Genomic DNA, 20,952 nt, shown 5'->3' with positions numbered 1-20,952 from the left:
GAACGGCCAAAGCAGCTGACTGTTTCGGGAAAAAATAGCTATTGACTAACCTCTGATTGAGTCGTTGAATCATCCTTTCCAGTTAGGTGTTCAAAGTTGATGATGTGGCCTTGAGCTAAAATTTACCGCACCTGTGCCTGAATAAATAAGAGAGGTACATAATTATACCTCTCTTTAAGGGAAAAAATTAATTCAACTTCTCAGATTTTAGTATCTGCTGGGCTTGTGAACAATAAAGCTGAGAACTTGACACTGCTTGATGTTGTCAAAACCTACAACACGAATATAGCAGTTACCATACTGAGAACGGCAAGATTGAACTTCGCTGAGTACATCGTGAGTAGATGTGGCGTTGAATAAAGGTAACTTCCACATTGTCCAGTACAATTCTGTGGGTTCAGAAGTTTCGTTGAACTCAACAGCAGGAATGTAACCTTGACTCAAAATGTACTGAACTTGCTTGGCAATTTGAGCATCAGTAAGAGCTGGTAAGTAGGAAAGGGTTTCGTAACGACGCTCTTTTGGTAAAGTTTGCATAGCTTTTGATAATGGTTTGGGATTGATAGTAGTTTTTCAGTTATTAGTGAACCACTGTTCACTCTTCACTGTGGGGATCTGAACTTGTCTGCTGTTCCGGGTGCGGACTGGGGTTAGATGTATCTAGTTGTGTTATGCGTTCTAGATGCTGGCGACGTTGCTCCATATTGGCTTGTTGAATGCCAGTACAAACCATTTCTGGCAAAAATTCGGCTATTTCTGCGGCTATGTGTTCTCTGACTGTCATGAGCCGCAGTGCCAAATCTGGCTTTTCTTGGAGCAGTTGCTCAAGATATGCTTCTCCGTCTTGGATTTTCCCCGCAGAAAAGTTTTGCAACCAATACGCTAAGGGAGGATTCGTTTCGCCTAGCTGTGCCAATACAGTCCGCAGCGCCTGATAAGTCAGGTAACTTTGGAGAGTTTTGGCTGTGTCTTTCGCAATTTGCTTTAGATTCATGCTTGACCCCAGCCCATAAAAAGTAAAAAGTCAAAAGTCAAAGGTTAAAAGAAAGAATGATTATTTTCTTGTACTCTTTAACTTTTTACCGGTTACTTGAGGATCAGACAGTATCCATGGCCTCGAACTCGAACTTGATTTCTTTCCACAGTTCGCAAGCAACAGCCAACTCAGGGCTCCACTTAGCAGCTTCGCGGATGATATCGTTACCTTCACGAGCGAGGTTGCGGCCTTCGTTACGAGCTTGGATACAAGCTTCTAGAGCTACGCGGTTAGCGGTTGCACCAGGTGCGTTACCCCAGGGGTGACCCAGTGTACCACCACCAAACTGGAGTACGGAGTCATCGCCGAAGATTTCTACCAGTGCGGGCATGTGCCATACGTGGATACCACCAGAAGCAACTGCCATTACACCAGGCATAGAAGCCCAGTCTTGGGTGAAGTAGATACCGCGAGACTTGTCTTGCTCAACGTAGTTTTCACGTAACAGGTCAACGAAGCCCATGGTAATACCACGTTCGCCTTCCAACTTACCAACTACTGTACCGGTGTGGATGTGGTCACCACCAGACATCCGTAGGGTTTTAGCCAATACACGGAAGTGGATACCGTGGTTCTTTTGACGGTCGATAACGGCGTGCATAGCGCGGTGAATGTGCAGCAAAATGCCATTATCACGACACCAATGAGCCAAGGTTGTGTTGGCTGTGAAACCTGCGGTGAGGTAGTCGTGCATGATGATGGGCATCTTCAGTTCTTTAGCGAACTCAGCCCGTTGCAACATTTGTTCACAGGTGGGGGCGGTAACGTTCAGGTAGTGACCTTTGATTTCGCCGGTTTCTGCTTGTGCTTTGTGGATGGCTTCTGCTACAAACAAGAAGCGATCGCGCCATCTTTGGAATGGTGCAGAGTTGATGTTTTCATCGTCTTTGGTGAAGTCCAAACCACCGCGCAAGCACTCATATACAGCGCGTCCGTAGTTCTTAGCAGACAAACCTAATTTGGGCTTAATGGTACAACCCAACAAAGGACGACCATATTTGTTTAATTTGTCACGTTCTACTTGGATACCGTGAGGAGGTCCTTGGAAGGTTTTCAGGTAAGCAACGGGAATCCGTAAGTCTTCTAGACGTAGCGCCCGCAAAGCTTTAAAACCAAATACGTTACCTACAATAGAGGTCAACATATTGGTAACGGAACCTTCCTCGAATAGGTCTAGAGGATAAGCAACATAGGCGATGTACTGGTTATCTTCACCAGGAACGGCTTCAATGTCGTAGCAACGACCTTTGTAGCGATCTAGGTCTGTGAGCAAGTCTGTCCATACAGTTGTCCAAGTACCGGTGGAAGACTCAGCCGCCACAGCAGCACCCGCTTCTTCTGGGGGAACTCCAGGCTGGGGAGTCATCCGGAAGGCGGCTAGAAGGTCTGTATCTTTAGGTGTGTAATCTGGGGTGTAATAAGTTAGTCTGTAATCTTTAACCCCGGCTTGATATCCTGATTTGCTCTGGGTCTTCGTTTGAGCGTAAGACATAAATTCCCCTTCCAAGAAGTCACTCTATTAATTACTTAATCAAATCACGTTCTGTGCAACTTTTTCTCACTCCCGCTTTTTACCCTTATTGATTGGGCGAAAAATCAGGAAAAATTTTTTGTTAGAGGTTGGTTTTGGCGGGTAGATTTTCTGGCAACGAAACATTTATTTACAAATGTTCTCCCCAAGCTGGGGTGCATCAAGCCCGTCATGCTGTTTCCTCATCCCGTAAATAAAAATTCTCTTTTAACTCTTTCTCTTACCCCGCTAAATTTTTGTCTTTACACCGCTGTCTGAGGATGGTCACAGGACTATTACCCCACACAACGGCGTTTTTAGCTGACTGGGTTGATATCCCAAGGATAGACTCGGTGATATATCCCCTCATAATGGGGGAATAGATCACGGGAGAATTTGCTTGACATAAACTCGGCAGAGTGATAAGCGAAAGAAAAAGAAATTGCACACCACGTCATTTGTATGTTGTCTTACAATATATCAAGAATTTGATAAGTTATTCTTTCAAAGTTTTTAACTTATTTATTTAAATTTGTTATTACATAAAGTTTTAAACATTTTGTTAAGACTGATTTACAAAAGTCCAATTTAAATGTACCCAAGTGGGAGGAAATGGAGACGAGAGGAGGCATAACCCGAAAATGTACCGGAGAATAAACTAGACTATACTCAATGTCCACAGCTTCCCCACTCTCGCGTACAGAAGGCATAAGTCTCGCGTCTACCTAGTTCAACAATGGCAATTACTACTGGGCAATTAATTCAATGGAAACAACAGGGGCGGTCAATCGTCGCCTTGACTGCTTGGGATTATGCGATCGCCCAACTTCTAGATGCAGCAGGGGTAGACTTAATCTTAGTGGGGGACTCACTGGCGGTGATTTTAGGTTACGAAACAACACTACCAATTACCCTAGAGGAAATGCTGCACCATGCTAAAGCTGTGCGTCGCGGTGTCAAACAGGCTTTAGTGGTGGTTGATTTACCATTTTTAACTTACCAAGAAAGCATCTCACAGGCGATGCACTCAGCTGGATTAATTTTGAAGGAAACAGGGGCCCAAGCAGTTAAGTTAGAAGGTGGTTATCCCGCCATGGTAGAAACCATTGCTCGACTGGTACAAGCGGGGATCCCAGTCATGGGTCATGTCGGTTTGACACCCCAATCAGTACATCAACTGGGACTAAGACAACAGGGAAAAACTCAGGACGCTAGGGAGAGAATTTTCCATCAGGCCATGGCTCTAGAACAAGCCGGTGTATTTTCCATTGTTTTAGAGCATATACCCGCAGATTTAGCAAGCAAGATTACACAAAAATTAAATATTCCCACGATTGGCATCGGTGCGGGAGTTGATTGTGATGGACAGGTGTTAGTCACCTCGGATGTCCTAGGTTTGGGAGAAAAGCACCCACCCTTTGCAAAAGTTTACACAAATCTGCGAGAGACAATAACCAAAGCTGTGAAAGATTACGCATCAGAAGTGCGCGATCGCCAGTTTCCCTAACCCGATATACTGAAATATTAGGAGTAGTTAAATGTTGGTACAAATTCCCCCTACTCAAAAAACACAAAAAGAATTAAATATTACTTGGGAAGCTCTTCCCGCCGAATTCATTCTACCCGATGATCCAGTGGAAAATATTCAACAACCGGCGCTGGCTTCGGCACTGACCGATGCACTAGGAGCCACACAACGCATCCAACCCCAGATGTTAATTGCTTCTAACTTCGGTCTAGTAGCGACAGTCAACAAAAAAATAGTTGTCAAAGCGCCTGACTGGTTGTACGTTCCCCAAGTCCAACCCGTAGCCTCTGGGGTGATTCGTCGTAGTTATACCCCCTATTTAGAAGGTGCTCCTGTGGCTGTAGTCATGGAATTTTTATCAGACACAGAAAATGGAGAACTATCAATCCGTTCAACGCCACCTTACGGTAAACTATATTTTTACGAGCATATTCTTAAAGTTCCCACTTATATCACCTATGACCCCTACGAAGTGATTCTAGAAGTCAGGTGTTTAGAAAACGAAAAATATAGCTTAATGACGGCAGATGACAATGGTCGTTACTGGATTGAGCAATTAGAATTATTCCTGGGAGTTTGGCCAGGTGAGAGACTATGCCAAAATATGAATTGGTTGCGGTGGTGGGATAAAGAAGGTAATTTGTTGTTGTGGAGTAGTGAGCAAGCGGAACAGGAACGCCAACGCGCTGAACAAGAACACCAACGGGCTGAACAAGAACGCCAACGGGCTGAACAAGAACGCCAACGGGCGGAAATACTAGCAGCAAAGTTACGTGAGCTAGGTGTTGACCCTGATGGGATGGTATAGTATCATATACCTATATATGATAACTGGAAAAGACGAGCATCCAGCATTATTTACAGCAGCCCAACTAACTTTGACATATGAGCAACTAAAGACAAATGTATTGAGTCTAGCTGCACAATCGAGGGGCGACCTACAGAAGTTGAGGGTATTCTGGGAGCGGTGATTGAACTGGGACAACTCACCCACACCCCTACACCCTATATGGATACAGTCTATGCCAATGTCAAACTACTAGAAAAAACTGTACAACATTATTGATAAAAATATTAGCTTTGTAGCTATGATCATGGTTTATATTACCGTTCGGGTGGCACAAGTCACTATTAGTGCATGGAACCTCCGCCACGCTACGAGGACGAGGTTTTATGAAAATGCTAAATTTTAAACTGCTGCTCAATTGCCACATATCAAGACTAAACTAAAAAGTCTTGTGCAGCAAAACCTGTAAATGTCCAACAAATCAAGTAATCATGTCTAAGGTTCTCGTCTCCGATCCTATTGACCAAGCTGGAATTGACATTCTCACCCAAGTTGCTACGGTAGATGTCAAAACAGGTCTCAAACCAGCAGAACTGATCGAAATTATTGGTGAATATGATGCGCTGATGATCCGCTCTGGTACGCGGGTTACACAAGAAATTATTGAAGCTGGTACCCAGTTAAAAATTATTGGTCGTGCTGGTGTGGGGGTGGATAATGTCGATGTTCCCACAGCGACCAGGCGCGGAATTGTCGTTGTCAATTCCCCAGAAGGTAACACCATCGCCGCAGCGGAACACGCCCTAGCGATGATGTTATCTTTATCTCGTCACATCCCCGATGCTAACGCTTCTGTGAAAAGCGGTGAGTGGGATCGTAAAACTTTCGTAGGGGCGGAAGTTTATAAAAAAACTCTCGGTGTTGTGGGTTTGGGTAAAATCGGTTCCCATGTTGCAGCAGTGGCTAAAGCTATGGGAATGAAACTCTTAGCTTATGATCCTTTTATCTCCAGAGAACGAGCCGAACAACTTGGCTGTCAGTTAGTGGATATGGATTTACTGATGCAACAAGCTGACTATATCACGCTACACATCCCCAAAACACCAGAAACCACCCACTTAATTAATGCTCAAAGTCTAGCAAAAATGAAACCCACAGCTAGGATAATTAATTGCGCTCGTGGTGGTATCATTGATGAAGCTGCTTTAGCAGCGGCGATTAAAGAAGGTCAAATTGCCGGTGCTGCGTTGGATGTGTTTGAGTCAGAACCACTGGGTGAGTCTGATTTGCGATCGCTCGGTAAAGAAGTCATCCTTACCCCCCATTTAGGAGCCTCCACAACAGAAGCACAAGTAAATGTAGCTATTGATGTAGCCGAACAAATTCGCGACGTTATCTTAGGACTACCAGCGCGTTCAGCAGTGAATATCCCCGGATTGGGTCCGGATGTCCTAGAAGAACTCAAGCCTTATATGCAGTTAGCAGAAACCCTGGGTAAACTGGTGGGACAGCTAGCTGGTGGAAGAGTGGAGTTACTCAATGTCCGACTGCAAGGCGACCTTGCAACTAATAAGAGTCAGCCTTTAGTTGTCGCCTCCTTGAAAGGACTACTTTACCAAGCCCTGCGGGAACGGGTAAATTACGTCAACGCGAGTATAGAAGCCAAAGAGCGGGGAATTCGGGTGATTGAAACCCGGGACGCTTCAGCTCGTGACTACGCTGGATCTTTGCACCTGGAAGCTACAGGTACTTTGGGGACTCATTCGGTAACAGGCGCTTTATTAGGGGACAAAGAAATTCACTTAACTGACGTTGATGGTTTCCCCATTAATGTACCCCCCAGTAAATATATGCTGTTTACTTTACACCGTGATATGCCGGGAATTATTGGTAAACTTGGTTCGCTCCTGGGCAGTTTTAATGTCAATATTGCTAGTATGCAGGTAGGCCGTAAAATTGTCCGTGGTGATGCTGTCATGGCTCTGAGCATCGATGATCCATTGCCGGATGGCATTTTGGATGAAATTGTCAAAGTACCGGGAATTCGGGACGCATACACAGTAACTTTATAAACTTGAAGAAATGAGGCCTGCCTCATTTCTTGAAATCAGAAGTAAATATGACAAACAGTTGGTGGGAATTACAGATTTTATGTGATCCAGCCCTAGAAGATTCTATCTTTTGGCGACTGGAAGATTTTGGCAGCCGTGGTACAGCTAGCGAGGGTAAAGGTGATTTGTGTCTGGTGAAGGCTTACCTACCAAAATTGCCAGGAGCAACTCTAGATTTAGAGTTGCTCTCTAGCCAGTTGCATGAAGATGCTGTATGTGTGGGCTCACCTATCCCTACTCTCAGTTGTGAGTTAATTAACGAGGAAGATTGGGCTACTAGTTGGAAACAATACTGGCAACCGGAAAAAATAGGCGATCGCTTTTTGATTAATCCCGCCTGGCTACCAATACCCGCAGCACCAGACCGCCTAGTAATTCTTCTAGACCCTGGGGTGGCATTTGGTACAGGTAATCATGCTACAACTCAATTATGCTTGGAATCCCTAGAAAAGGTGGATTTTCAGGGTAAAAGTGGTCAGTTAATTGCTGATATCGGCTGTGGTTCTGGTATACTTTCCATTGGGGCATTACTATTGGGGGCAAAAAAAGTTTATGCGGTGGATACTGACCCCTTAGCGGTACAATCAACTGTGAGCAATCGTGACATGAATCGGATTAGCCCAGAATCCTTAGTACCGGCAGAAGGTAGTGTAGATATGGTTATGCAAGGGTTACAAGAACCAGTAGATGGTATTGTTTGTAATATTTTGGCTGATGTGATTATTCAATTGCTGCCACAAATGAACCAGATTATTAAACCGAGTAGTTGGGGAATTTTTAGCGGGATTTTAGTAGAACAATCTGTTACTGTGGCTGAGTCTTTAGAAAACAACGGTTGGATTGTTGATAACCTGTTAACAAAGAAAGAATGGTGTTGCCTCAATGTGCGGCGTTCTCAGAGTTAGTAATTAAGGCAATGGATCAACAAATAATACATAGTAATTTACCGGGAACTGCTACCACAGAAACACAAGACGTGAGTTTAGACTACTCATTGAGTGGGTATGATTATATATTACCAGAGGAACTAATTGCTCAAAATCCCGTATTTCCCAGGGATAGCTCACGTTTATTAGTGGTAAATTCCTCTACCGAAACTGCACCTGTACATCATGTTTTTCGAGATTTACCAGATTTGTTACGCCCTGGTGATTTGTTGATTGTCAATGACACAAAAGTAATTCCAGCTAGGCTGTATGGCAGTAAATCTACTGGTGCTATGGTAGAGGTTTTGCTTTTGGAAGAACGAAAATATAACTGTTGGTTAGCTTTAGTTAAACCCGGGAAACGCTTCAAAATAGGATCTAGAATTTTTTTTACATCTAAAGATTCTCTACAAAATCCCAGTACCCTAACTGCTACTGTTTTAGAAACCGACCCAGCTACGGGAGGGCGTTTATTAGATTTTGATGTCCCCGATGGGAAACCTTTGATAGAGGTTTTAGAGCAATTCGGTGAAATACCTCTACCGCCATATATTACCTCATCCACTGCGGCTGATGAACAATATCAAACGGTTTACGCCCAGCAACCAGGAGCGATCGCCGCACCTACAGCAGGATTACATTTTACCCCAGAGTTACTAGATAAGTTAGGCGATCGCGGCATTAATCAAGCTTTCATCACCTTACACGTGGGGGTAGGGACATTTCGCCCTGTGGAAATAGAAGACGTAACTAATCACCAGATGCATCAAGAATGGATTTCGGTTCCCCCCACTACAGTAGAACAAATCCGCGCCACCAAAGCAGCAGGGGGTCGAATTATTGCAGTGGGGACTACAGTAGTCCGCGCCTTGGAAGGAGCAGCACAGTCTGGGGATTTACAATCATTCTGTGGTCAAACAGATTTATTTATCTATCCGGGTTACCAATGGCGGGTAGTAGATGGTTTAATTACCAATTTCCACTTACCGCGTTCTAGTTTGTTGATGCTGGTAAGTGCGTTGATTGGTAGGGAGCGGTTGTTAAATATATACCAACAAGCTATAGCTGGGAAATATCGCTTTTATTCTTTTGGGGATGCTATGTTAATTCTTCCGGGACTTTAATACTGGGGGAAGTTTGACTAAATGGTAAATCTTGATTGATGGCTTCTATCTCCTGCTGTTCTAGTTGATTTACTTCCTTAATATAAGGGGAAAGAATTTTTTCTAACCGCCGATTGTAAAAGCGGTGCAAACTATAATTGGGCGTAGCTGGGAAACCACGGCGTTTTTTATGTCGTCCCCCAGCACCAGGATCAAAGCTTTGGATACCATGGGCGATCGCCCACTCAATGGGTGTATAGTAGCAAGCATCAAAATGTAAACAGTCTATTTCTTGAAAACTCCCCCAGTAGCGTCCATATAAGCGATCGCCTTTATACAAACAAAAAGACATACCTATAGGTTGCCCTTGATCTTGCTGATGATAAGCTGGGAAAAACACCACTCGATGGCGATAGTTAGTGTGTAGCTGCTCAAAAAACTGCTTTGTCAGGTATTTACTACCCCACCAGCCAAACTTATCACAAGTATCACCATAGAACTGGTACATTAAAGGAAATAAAGAGTGAGGAATTGCATCACCAGTCACCGGTTGAAATTCTAAACCCACCTTTTCCACAGCTTTGCGCTCTCGCTTGATATTGCGGCGCTGATTAGCGTTGAATAATTTTAAGTAATCATCAAAAGTTTTAAAATCCAGGTTTTCCCAAATGTAGCTATGGTGTAACCAAGTGGTAAAACCTTGGCGTTCTAGGACAGTGCGCCATTGAGGATCAACATAGAGAAAATGACACCCAGAAATTCCATGCTTACTACACCAAGAATCTATCTCATGTACCATCATGGCTGTAATGTAGTCTTCATCTTCCCCCGGAGCAATTAAAAAACGATAGCCTTCAGCGGGGGTAAATGGTGTCATTCCCAGTAGTTTGGGATAATATTGTATTCCCAAGCGATGGGCTAATTCTGCCCACTGCTGGTCAAAGACAAATTCACCATAACTATGTCCTTTCAGGTACAGTGGCGCTGCTGCTATCAAAGTCCCCTCTCGCCAAAGTGTTAAGTGATTGGGTAACCATCCGGTTTTGGCCGTCGCGCTCTGGGATATTTCCAAATTATTCAGCCAATCCCATTCTAAAAACGGGGTTTTCAGGGGTATTGCTAAAGCATCCCAAGCATTTTGGGGTACTTGTGCAATGTGGTTAATCCAGAGACTAGAGTAATTAGGTTTGATTTGTTTGACCATTGTAAGGTTTTTCTGGGGAACCAACTTCCTGATGACTAATTACTATATATTTTAGTCGCTGGGTGTTGGCGTAGCCTACCCCAGCAACCCGGAGGTAAAAGCATTAATTTCCGCTCCTGTATTTCTCGGTCCTGTGAGTTCACTAGTAAACAGATTAAAGGTAGTTTCCAGAATCGCATTGACGTTAGGATTATTCTTGAGTAACAATCCTTGACGAATTAAGAAAATATCCCCCCCTGTCACTTGACCATTACCATCAACGTCAAAAGCTAATCTGTTGACCCCATCAGCGATCGCACTCCTTAAAGCTGCACCTGTGGTGTTTGTGGCTCCCACAGTTTCAGTGCTAAAGAGATTAAAGGAAGTTTGGAGAATCGCATCGACGTTAGGATTATTCCGTAACAGCAGATATTGGTCAATGAACAATAAATCAGCACCGGTCACCCTACCGTTACCGTCAATATCGGCGGGATTGAGGAGGTCTACTACTCTCAAGGCGAAGGTATCACCTACACTTGTACCCGCTGTATCTGTAGCAGTGAGGGTAATATCAAAAGTACCGACATCTTCATTACCCGGTGTACCACTAAAGGTGCGAGTCACCGGATTAAAGGTTAACCATGAAGGTAAGGGTGCACCATTTTCTAATGTGGCTGAATAGGTGAGGAAATCTGGAATCAGTTGCTGATTGAGCAGTTGATTTCTCAAGTTTTCCGCAATAAATTGATGAGCTTTAGTAGTAGGATGTCTGTCATCCCAAAAGAAATATTCATCGGCAGATACAGCCTCAGTAATATTATTTAGAGAAGTAGTATAATTACTAAAACCGTACTCTTGGAGGAAACTGTTATCTTCCTGCAGTAAAGCAAAGTTATCTATCAAAGATAAATTGACATTCAAACTGGGTGCTAAGTTGTTTAATGCCGCACTTAAAGCAGTATTCAAGCCCGTGGTAATAGCTGTAGCACCTGGAGCATTAGGAGTATTTCTCAAACCAGGAAGAAATCCCAAGTCTGGCAAATTAGCTACCAAAATCTCTTGAGCGCCTGACTGTGCTAACATACCGATGGCACTACTGATATTATTTACAGCATCAGTGATAGCTTGGTTGACATCTGCTGGAGTCGATAGAAAATCATTAGCACCAGCCCAAATCACATACAATCCATCTGCGCCAATAGGATCAGTAGCAGTTAAATCAATAAATTCCTCAACTTGGGTGAGTAATCCTGGTATAGGAAAGGGTAATAAAGGATTGCTGTTAAATTCACTGGTCGTAGCACCGCCAAAGGCAAAGTTTTTCACAGTTTCGGTGGTGAATTCTAACTCGTCGGCCAAATAATCAACCCAAATTAAACCGTTAGAAAAACGCCCCTGGTAATTTGGCGGTGGGGGAAACAGGTTACCTGTAGCAGTGTATAACTTACCAGTATCAGAGAGACTATCACCGAAGATTACTAAATTTTTAAAGGGGTTAATTACATCTATATCGTTGAAGGTGTTTTCTCTTAAGGTAAAGTTAAAGCTTTCATCTTCTAGGGTGCTGATGTCGTCAATGGGATTAACTAAGGTTGGGGTATCATTGACAGAATTAACGGTAACTGTAAAGCTATCATCCACAAGTTTACCGTTAGATGTTCCCCCAATGGTGATGTTGGCAGTGCCGAACTGATTGGGTTGATAAGTGAGGGTTAATTGATTCTCAACTATAGTTGCAGTGACTAAGTTGGTATTATTGTTACCCAACACAGATTTAACAATCAACTCCACATCACTGTCAACATCAGTAAACACATTACTCAGGTCAATGATAGTGTTGTCTGCATCTTCATCAACAGTAATATCACTAATGGGATTCAAGACGGTAGGGGGTTCATCGGGAATAACTTGATTACCAAAATCAATATCTGTAGCAATTTCTCCTGATGTGAGGGTGACAGTGTGAACTAAACTCAGAGTGTTGGTAGCAACATCAGAATTATCATTACTACTATTGCCTGGGTTGCTAGTGTCTGGGGCTGTGGGGTTGAGGTTGAGAATACCTTCAGCTAGACCTAACATATTAATACGAGGATAGGCAATGCCTGTGTTATTGACATTATCATTCTCGTCATCGCCATCAATGATTAAATCACTGGTGGTGTCTAGTAAGGTGCGGAATTCTGTGAATGTTAATTCCCTCTCTAAATAGGTGTGAGCTATTTCTTGGGCTAGGGTGGCAATTCCGGTAATGTAGGGAGCAGCTTGAGATGTTCCCCCCATGGTTATAGTACCGCCAGTGGCATTCGCACCTGTAATGAGGATACCAGGGGCAAACACATCTAGGAGGGGGTGACGTTGGGAGAAGCTGGCAATGTAATCTGCCCCTGTGGTGTAGTTTATCGCTCCATTACCGAGGGTGTGAGCGCCAAAATCATCGGCCCACACCGCACCCACAGAAATCACATTGGGGTCAATGGCGGGGTAGGCGAGTCCGGGATTACTATTGAAGTTGTAGAAACCATTGCCCGCCGCAGCAGAAATGATGACATTTTGGTTAGCGATGGCGGCTAATTCATCCCCAATTCCATAACGCCCAGTGGTCGTAGTCCAGTTTTGATTATCTCCTAGGGAAAGGTTGACAGATGCAATATTATATGTGTCAGCGTTGCTGTTGACCCATTGTAAAGCTGCTTCTAAGTCTGAGAAGTAACCAGAACCGCTATCTCTAAAGACTTTGAGGATAATTAGATCAGCATCAGGGGCAATGGATGTGGCGATACTAGCGACGTGGGAACCGTGGTTATTTTTATCGCTGGCGTTATCATCCCTATCAGCAAAATCATACTGGTAAATAATTCGGTCGGCAATGCCATCGTTATTGTTGTCCGCACCAAAGAAGGGATGATTTAAATCAATACCCGTGTCAATGATCACGGTGCTGTAACCCTGACCCTTGATGTTAGTAAAGCGGGTATCTGCCCAGAATTCATAGAGGTTAATTAAATTCTCAGCGCTGGCGGTGGTATAGGTTTCGCTGCTGATAATGGGGCTGTTGGGGGTGTGCAGTTGGATATTAGCGCTAGTGGTGGTGACGTTAACCACTGGGTAGGTTTGTCGCCATCCCTCCTGCATAACTTCAGAGATGGTATAAGTACCTGGACGGAGATTATTAAAGCTATAGTTACCATTTTCATCCGTAACTATTGAGATTTCCCCATCATCTAACTGTCCGTTGGTGTTGGCATCTAGGTAAATTGTCCAACCCGGTAAACCGATTTCTCCTGGATCTTTAACGCCATTACCATTGAGATCATGCCATTTTTGGCCCGTAATGCCGGCAAATTGATATAGTCCACCGTCCCAGTTGAGGTAATCTCCAGCATTAACAGTAAAGATATCGGTTTTACCATTAATGACACTAGCATCACTATCTAGGCTGTCATCATTTCCTTGGTTGGGGGTGCTGAATTGATAGGTTGCAGGGGCGATGAATTCCAGGAAGTAATCACCAGTGGGGGTATCAGTAAAGCTGTAGAAGCCTTCAGGGCTGGTGGTGGTGCTGCTGACTAACTCGGTGGCACTATTGTAGAGATTAACTGTAACATCGCCTAGTCCTGGCTCTTGGGGGTTTTGGATACCGTCGGCGTTACTATCTACCCAAACATAGTCGCCAATGGTGGCGACACCGCCTGGTATTCTAATGGTGGCCTGGGCTGTGGTGGGTATTTCTTGGGTATTGCCAGCGTTGTCAGTAGCCAGGGCATAGAATTGATAGGTGTGTCCAGGGGTTCCGGTGTAGGTGGACTCGGTAAGTTGAGTGTCGGTTAACCAGGGGGTGTACTCGCCGCTGTTGTCAGCAACGTAGATGGTGTAACTGGCAATAGCTGCACCTTCATCAGTACCAGCCCAAGTTACGATAAATTCTGGGGTTTCTGAGGTGGCGGGTAGTTCCTTGACTGTACTGATGGGTTTGCTGACATCAAGGGTATTGAAAATGGGAGGGGTGGCGATGGGTGCTTCGGTGTCAAAGATGATTTCTGCGGCTGCGTCAATGATATCGCCGGTTTGGGCGCTGGATTTTGCCCGAATACTGTAGGTCACAAATCCTTCCCCTGCGCCATTTTCATCGTTGATGGGTAAGAATCCCGCCTGAGCATCTAAGGGAGCTTCTCCCGTGGTGGGATCTATGGTGCTAATGCGCCAGGTAGCTATACCGGTGGTGGTGTCTATGGTGGCAAAAACATCTACATAGAAGCTGTTGCTTACCGTTAAGTCAATGCGGGTGTTGTGGAAAGCGCGGTTTCCTTCTAATTCATAGACTGAACCACTCCAGCCGTAGTCATCCACGCGGAAAGTACGCCAATCCAAATCGGCATCCAGCTGTTGGGTAATCAGGACTTCTTGGGCGGGTGCAGACGCTGTGGGGGCATTTTCAAAGCGGATGGTGTAGCGTAATGGTTCATCTGTATCTATCCAGCGATCTTCTCCAAAGCCTTCGGGTCCTAGGATGTCGTTGGGATCTATGGGACGACGGACGGGGGGTTTGTAATCATTATCGTCGTCGCCATCGTCATCATCGTCTGAACAATCATTAAATAGATAACATTTAAGCTCGTCAATCAGGTCATCTAATTTATCTGTGACATCATCAGCGATATCGTTAATGTCATCAATAATTTCGTGGATTTTATCCTTAATGTCGTCTACTAATTCTTTTGTTCCTTCCTCAATATAGCGTTCTAAAATATCCTTGACTTGCTCTAGCCCTTCCGGTGTGAATAGGTCTTTGAAGTCAGGAGTCAATCCAATCTCAATCAAATCCTCAATTGGTAAATCTTTCAATCCTGCATTCCAGTAAGCATCAGGATGTGAATCATAAGCAAAATCTCGAAAAGCGTCAGGATTCCGTTCGAGTTCGGCAAATGCATTAGGATCAGCATTTCGTCGGTCTTCTATAGCCTGCTGTAAATTTTTGCGGGTTCTTTCTAACCAAGCTTGACCTTCAGGAGTAAGATTTGGATAAGTTTCATGAGTAAAGCGATTAGCATACTTGTCCCCGTACTCCATGTAGTAATCTGGGGGTTCTTGCCCAGGATTCCGTCGTTTAAAATCTTCATACCGGAACTTATAGTAATCTAAACTTCCTAATTGATCGGGAGGATAGGGAGTTGGCTGATTCTGATCGCTGAGAATGCTAATATCTTGAAGGGCTAAATTGCTAACTGCCAAAGATGTCACCCCAGGTAACTCAAAACTGGAAGTAACTTCACTTACAGCACTCCAATTAGTCCCATTCCAAGTACTGAGATATTCTTGATTACCTGTATTGCTATCTCCAAACACAACCCAAGAAATTGCTGGTGTGCGATTTGCCTGACGGTGTAAGCGAATAAAGGGTAATTGATTGGTATTTGGTTGAGCAGAGGCAGGAATTAATCTTCCATTACCCCATTGATAGCTATCGGCTATTTTATTGGCGATCGCATAGTTAAAGTTATCATTACTATCTCGCCAAACTGCCGTTAACATGGGGGAAGTACCATCAACGGGATCAACTCCTGCTAATAGCTGTAGACGAGTTCCTTGTGCCTGGGAAATGTTAATAGGGGTTGTCCATTGAGAGGTTCCTTGATCAAAAGTAGCATAGGCAATAAAACCATTACGAACCACCAGAACATGGCGTCTATTATCTTGATCAACTGCTAAAACCTGTTTTTCATCAGAGGTAGGTAGGTCAGCTAATAAGTTTTGTGCAGGAACATAATCTACTGATAAATTGAGGACTTGAGGATAAGCCATTGCAACAATGTTGACCGTGACTGCTTCATCTAATGAACCAGCGACTCTGAGTTGATAGGTTCCTTTTTCTAATCCACGGAGGTGGAAATAACCTGAATCATCGGTTACAAAATTACGTCTAGTTGGGTGTTTTACGCCAATCTGTTCCAGGAAAATAATGCCATCTGCAATCAATTCTCCTGTATTACTATCAGTTAATTGTCCTGTAATCGCTACATTAGGAGAATAATTGGCATTTTCTGCGTATAATTTGGCAAAAAGCTCTCGCACGTCATATATCGGCTCATTTTCAGCCGAAAGAATGACTGACATATCATTAATCATCTTCACATAGTCCCCGTAAGTCTGCACACGGGGGACTATATTTCTCAGGAAACCATCCCACTGAGCATTACTTAACCCCTCTGGACGAATGGAAGCCTCTAAGCTATTCCAATCCAGGGGGGTGCTATTATCGGCGGAATAGGTACGTACTCTAAACTCAATGGGATCAGTATTGCTGTTGAAGTAAATGGGTAGGGAGTTTAATTCCCCTGGGCGCAGAACATTCTGCAATCCTTCATCGCTGATACCTAATAAATGCAGGGGCGCACCTGCACCTAATCCACCTAGAGTGGTTCCTACTTGAGTATTAGTGAAGCTCTCAACGATTAACAGCGGCGCGATCGCATTTGTATCTCCCTCATTGCCATAGTTAACATTAAACTGATAGTTCCGGTTAGGACGGACTTCTTCAGGTCCGGTGATATTAGCATCTAACCTATACCCCAGGGCATCTTGAACGGTAACGACATCTTCTAACAGGGTGGTGTTACCATTGGTTTCTGTGGCTTGCACATCATATAACCCCACGGTGTCGCTAAATAAATCAAAGGTGACATAAGCTAGGGTGGAGTTTTCTAAATAAACGTTTTCGGCTGTAATTAAGCTACCATCTGCCCCCCGGAGTTGGAAGGTTGTCCCCTCGGCAAACTTGGCTCCGCGAATTTGTAAGGTGGCTTCACCAAAGTTACCAATAGTATTAGTATTTACTCCGGTAATGGAGAAAGGAATATCTTGGGCGACAATTTCATAACTGGGACTGGCGGCCGCTTGATCTCCATAGGCAAGAACATAGTAAGTTCCCGTTGCTTCAATGGGGATAATGATTTCTGGATCGGCGTTGAAGGGTTGTACCGTTGTCAAATCAAATTGTCCCCTTGTGGGTATGGAGCCGTAACGCACATATAACTCATTGAAGGACTGATTATCACTACTATCTAACTTGAGGCTGATGGCTTGCCCGGCTATGGCCTCGAAACGATAGTAAACTGATTGTCCTTGACTTAAGTTACCTGTATCCGCAACACCCAGGGTGAGGGCTTCCACATCTATGCCTATTTGCTCGCCAGAAACCCCTATATTATTACTCTCATTGACTTCGGGGATTTGGTTACGGATATCAGTGCGGACTATCACATGATAATCCCCTAAATTTACACCAGGAATAATACTATTGAGTGTTTTGGTATAACTTCCACCAGTGGCAATATCACCGCTATGATTGACCTGTCCTACTAAAGTATCGCTGATATCCCATTGGTTATCTTTTGACAGGTAAATGGCATCTGTCCAACTGCCGTAGGCAGTGTCAGTACCTTGGTTAGTGACGGTATAGCTAATGCTAGTAGTTTGCCCTGGTATTCCTGCCTCTGGAATAGTAATATCAGTAACTACTAAATCTGATGGGATTGGGATGATTACCTCTGTAGATATACTATTAAATTTAGTATTATTAGATTCCCCATTCCGTTCGTAAACATTATTGTTGCTATCTGTCACTATCAAGGCATAATAACGCCCTGCCAAGCCCCGAGGAATATTAAAGGATTCCGTGGCAGTGTAGCTACTGTCTTGATTTAAGCCACCTGTATGATAGCGATAGCCTAAATAAATATCACTGTTACCATCAAATACTTGGTCACGGGATATATAAACTGTATCATACCAATTGGCATCGGTATCCGCCCCATTGTTAACCACAGTCCAAGTTAAGCTTAAAGGCTGTCCTGCAATGCCTTGTGTTGGTGCATCCACTGACTGAACGCTCAGATCAGGAGTCGGTATAGGGGTAATAGGGAGTACTTCTATTCCTGTACCGCCGCCACTACTACCATCGCTGGATTTAAGGTTATTATTCTCAAAAATACCCTCAATAACATGATTATCTCGATCAGTTTTCACGAGAACGTAGTAATTACCGTCGAGATTAGTGGGGACATTAAAGGTTTTGGTTGCAGTGTAGCTTTCTTGAAGACCTAAAGCCCCTGAACGGAAAAACGAGCCTAACTCAATATCATTGTTGCTAACCGTAGCGTCTAAGGATAAATAAACTGCATCGTACCAGAAATTACTATTAGTGCGACCCTGACCCAAATTTTCTACTGTCCAACCGATAGTCAGGGGTTGTCCTGGGGTAAAAGTATCCGGTAAACTAATGCTAGTAACTTGTAAATCTGGTGTATTACGGGAAATGGTTATGGGGTAAGGATTAGAGCTATTATTGCCTTCGTTGCTGTCTTCATAGACGTTATTACTTGAGTCGGTAACGACAAATAGCTGATAATCTCCCGCTAAACCAAAGGACAAGTTAACAATTTCCCTGCGAGTATAGGTGTTCTCAGGGGTTAAAATGCCTGTGTGGGTAAAGGTCTCTAGGGTAATGTCGTCTTGATTACCCAAAATGTCATCACTGGAGATAATCAGGGCATCGCGCCAACTATTAACAATAGTATTGCCCGTTCCCTGATTTTGCACTGTCCACTGTACTGCAATTGCTTTCCCTGCTTCTCCTGTACTAGCAATGACTGCTTCGGTGACAATTAAATCCGCTGGCTGAGAGATAATGGCAACTTGATTATTACTTGGGGTAATGTTGTTGTCATTATCGAGTTCAAATACTTGGTCACTGCTATCGGTCACCCCAAAGATATAATAATCCCCGGTTAAACCATTGTTGAGGGTAAAACTGGCGGTGCGATTATAACCTTCACCAGGATTGAGGATACCGTACCAACTCACATCCCCCAATTTTATATCAGTGGCTATATCTAGTTGCTCATCACTGGAAAGATAGAAGGTATCAATCCAATAATAATTGGGAGTTTCTGTGGCACCAAAGTTAGTGACACGGTAGTTAATGGTGAGGTTTTCCCCCGATCTGGCATTATTGGGAATGGTTAAGGATTCAAATTCTAAGTCAGGGGGAGGCGTGAGGGTGATGGTGGTGGCTGTTGTGTCGTAACCACTATTATTATTTTCTCGCAAATGTTCATAGACATTGTTATAGATGTCAGTCTGCACAAAGAAGAAGTAATCCCCATCTACACCAATAGGTAAGTTAACAGTACCTGTACCTGTGTAACTTTCCCCTGGGTTCAAGGTGCCACTACGGTAGAAATCCCCTAAAATGCGATCGCTTGCATCTAAGATTTCATCTACTGACATGAACACCCTATCCCACCAAGCAGTTTCTAAGGTGCGCCCTGTTCCCTCGTTAGTCACTGTCCAACTTAGGTTCATGGCTTGTCCAGAAAACGCACCACTGGGAGCATTAACATTAGTTAGCTGTAAATCCGGGGGTGGGGTTAAATCTATATTTGTGGGTTCACCATAACCTAAATTATCTCCCTCATTGTCAACCTCATTCACTTGGTTGTATACGTCTGTCTGCACCAGGAAATAATAATTAGCATCAATTCCCCTGGGAAGGGTGACAGTTAAACTGTTGTTATAGCTATCCCCTGAATTTAAGTAACTGGGATTAGTTACCTGTCCCAAATAAATATCCGTATCATCAAGTACTTGATCTATGGATAAATACACCATGTCATACCAAACTGGTGCATTAGTTGCGCCGTTACCTGTGTTAGTAACCGTCCATTCTAGAAGGGTTTCTTGACTAGAAAAAGCTGTTGACGGTGCTGTAACGCCAGTAACTTGTAGGTTAGGAATTGGGGAAATTTGAATGGTGAAAACTTCTTCATCTGTAGTGGTGTTATTATTCTCGTTTTGTGTCCCCTCAGCAAGATTTCCCCAGTAGTCTGTAGTAACAACTACCTTATACTCACCATTTAATTCTAGAGGAATATTAACTGATTGAGTTCGTTCTAAAGATGCACCAGCTGCAATGCTACCTGTGAAACTAAAATTACCTAAATTTCTAGTAAATTCTCCCGTAGTGGCATTTACTAAATCAACTCGATCCCACCAAGTTCCTTCTGCATCTACTATCCCCTGATTAGTGACACTCCAACTAATATCAATGGACTGTCCTGATAGGGATTCTACAGGGGCAGTGATATTGCTAACTATTAAATCTGGCGCATTCAGGGTAATGGGAACTGCAAAGGTATTATTAATCTCATCTGTTTCCCCTTGGTAGTTCCTCCAATAATCAGTGCGGAATAACAAGTAACGATTGCCTGTGGCTGTATTCGGTAAGGTAATATTACTGGTAATAGTGTAGCTACCATCTGCTGCTAAGGGTGTTTGCTCCCAAATAGATACTTCTGATACATAAGTATCTGAGGAATCAAGAATCTCATCATCTGAGATGTAAATAGCATCATACCAATCTCTTTCTGCTGCTCCTATTCCCTGATTTTTTACAGTCCAGGATACCTCTATAGTACTACCTATGTTACCTGATGCTGGTGCGGTGGCGGCACTGATGACTAAATCTGGTGCATCCAGGGTAATGGGAACGGCAAAGGTATTATTAGTCTCATCTGTTTCGACTTGGTAGTTATAATAATAATCACTTGTGAATAACAGGTAACGGTTGCCTGTGGCTGTATTGGGTAAGGTAATATTACGGCTAATGGTGTAACTACCATCTGCTGCTAAGGGTGTCTGCTCCCCAATATATACATCTGTGACATAAGTATCCGAGTAATCATATATCTCATCATCTGAGATGTAAATA

11 protein-coding genes are annotated in these 20,952 nt (G+C 43.7%); 6 read left to right on the top strand and 5 right to left on the bottom strand.

The features are described from left to right. Nucleotides 1–207: 207 nt before the first annotated feature. The 3 genes from NWP21_RS05885 to NWP21_RS05875 all read right to left on the bottom strand — a co-directional run bounded on the left by NWP21_RS05885 (nt 208) and on the right by NWP21_RS05875 (nt 2,528). The gene (locus NWP21_RS05885) at nt 208–537 is read right to left on the bottom strand and encodes a ribulose bisphosphate carboxylase small subunit (protein WP_271734466.1); all 330 of its coding nucleotides are present in this window, start codon (nt 535–537) and stop codon (nt 208–210) included. Between the two features lie 58 nt (nt 538–595). Next, nucleotides 596–994, bottom strand: coding sequence for a chaperonin family protein RbcX (locus NWP21_RS05880; protein WP_271734464.1), 399 nt, complete (start codon nt 992–994; stop codon nt 596–598). A 103-nt stretch (nt 995–1,097) separates the two neighbouring features. Continuing rightward, the gene (locus NWP21_RS05875; RefSeq protein WP_271734461.1) at nt 1,098–2,528 is read right to left on the bottom strand and encodes a form I ribulose bisphosphate carboxylase large subunit; all 1,431 of its coding nucleotides are present in this window, start codon (nt 2,526–2,528) and stop codon (nt 1,098–1,100) included. A gap of 754 nt (nt 2,529–3,282) precedes the next feature. Here NWP21_RS05875 and panB point away from each other — a divergent pair. From panB to queA, 6 genes are all read left to right on the top strand, one after another. Beyond that, nucleotides 3,283–4,053, top strand: coding sequence for a 3-methyl-2-oxobutanoate hydroxymethyltransferase (panB, locus tag NWP21_RS05870; protein ID WP_280791961.1), 771 nt, complete (start codon nt 3,283–3,285; stop codon nt 4,051–4,053). 31 nt (nt 4,054–4,084) lie between these two features. Next, nucleotides 4,085–4,882 carry a Uma2 family endonuclease gene (locus tag NWP21_RS05865; RefSeq protein ID WP_280791960.1) on the top strand — a complete coding sequence of 266 codons (798 nt, stop codon included), beginning with the start codon at nt 4,085–4,087 and terminating at the stop codon, nt 4,880–4,882. A 99-nt stretch (nt 4,883–4,981) separates the two neighbouring features. Then, nucleotides 4,982–5,140, top strand: a complete 159-nt coding sequence (locus NWP21_RS05860) for a ketopantoate reductase C-terminal domain-containing protein (protein ID WP_348519758.1) — start codon at nt 4,982–4,984, stop codon at nt 5,138–5,140. A gap of 212 nt (nt 5,141–5,352) precedes the next feature. Beyond that, the gene (gene serA / locus NWP21_RS05855) at nt 5,353–6,933 is read left to right on the top strand and encodes a phosphoglycerate dehydrogenase (protein WP_280791959.1); all 1,581 of its coding nucleotides are present in this window, start codon (nt 5,353–5,355) and stop codon (nt 6,931–6,933) included. A gap of 47 nt (nt 6,934–6,980) precedes the next feature. After that, nucleotides 6,981–7,877, top strand: a complete 897-nt coding sequence (gene prmA, locus NWP21_RS05850) for a 50S ribosomal protein L11 methyltransferase (protein WP_280791958.1) — start codon at nt 6,981–6,983, stop codon at nt 7,875–7,877. An 11-nt stretch (nt 7,878–7,888) separates the two neighbouring features. Next, nucleotides 7,889–9,022, top strand: coding sequence for a tRNA preQ1(34) S-adenosylmethionine ribosyltransferase-isomerase QueA (queA, locus tag NWP21_RS05845; protein ID WP_280792009.1), 1,134 nt, complete (start codon nt 7,889–7,891; stop codon nt 9,020–9,022). On the opposite strand, the gene NWP21_RS05840 is transcribed toward queA, so the two are convergent. Together NWP21_RS05840 and NWP21_RS05835 are read right to left on the bottom strand one after the other, a co-directional pair. Further along, nucleotides 8,997–10,205: a GNAT family N-acetyltransferase gene (locus tag NWP21_RS05840; RefSeq protein WP_280791957.1), complete on the bottom strand. Its 1,209-nt coding sequence runs from the start codon at nt 10,203–10,205 to the stop codon at nt 8,997–8,999. The two genes, queA and NWP21_RS05840, sit on opposite strands and share 26 nt — an antisense overlap. Nucleotides 10,206–10,280: 75 nt before the next feature. Next, on the bottom strand, nt 10,281–20,952 hold a 10,672-nt coding region (locus tag NWP21_RS05835), incomplete at its 5' end, for a CARDB domain-containing protein (RefSeq protein ID WP_280791956.1).

The organism is Anabaenopsis sp. FSS-46, from assembly GCF_029891665.1.
In the GTDB taxonomy this organism is placed as follows: Bacteria; Cyanobacteriota; Cyanobacteriia; order Cyanobacteriales; family Nostocaceae; genus Anabaenopsis; species Anabaenopsis arnoldii.
This window is presented reverse-complemented; position numbering and strand designations above follow the sequence as displayed.

Excerpts from the sequence above, each read along its gene's own strand:
- NWP21_RS05885 (WP_271734466.1), bottom strand. The coding sequence starts at position 537 with ATGCAAACTTTACCAAAAGAGCGTCGTTACGAAACCCTTTCCTACTTA.
- NWP21_RS05880 (WP_271734464.1), bottom strand. The coding sequence starts at position 994 with ATGAATCTAAAGCAAATTGCGAAAGACACAGCCAAAACTCTCCAAAGT.
- NWP21_RS05875 (WP_271734461.1), bottom strand. The coding sequence starts at position 2,528 with ATGTCTTACGCTCAAACGAAGACCCAGAGCAAATCAGGATATCAAGCC.
- panB (WP_280791961.1), top strand. The coding sequence starts at position 3,283 with ATGGCAATTACTACTGGGCAATTAATTCAATGGAAACAACAGGGGCGG.
- NWP21_RS05865 (WP_280791960.1), top strand. The coding sequence starts at position 4,085 with ATGTTGGTACAAATTCCCCCTACTCAAAAAACACAAAAAGAATTAAAT.
- serA (WP_280791959.1), top strand. The coding sequence starts at position 5,353 with ATGTCTAAGGTTCTCGTCTCCGATCCTATTGACCAAGCTGGAATTGAC.
- prmA (WP_280791958.1), top strand. The coding sequence starts at position 6,981 with ATGACAAACAGTTGGTGGGAATTACAGATTTTATGTGATCCAGCCCTA.
- queA (WP_280792009.1), top strand. The coding sequence starts at position 7,889 with ATGGATCAACAAATAATACATAGTAATTTACCGGGAACTGCTACCACA.
- NWP21_RS05840 (WP_280791957.1), bottom strand. The coding sequence starts at position 10,205 with ATGGTCAAACAAATCAAACCTAATTACTCTAGTCTCTGGATTAACCAC.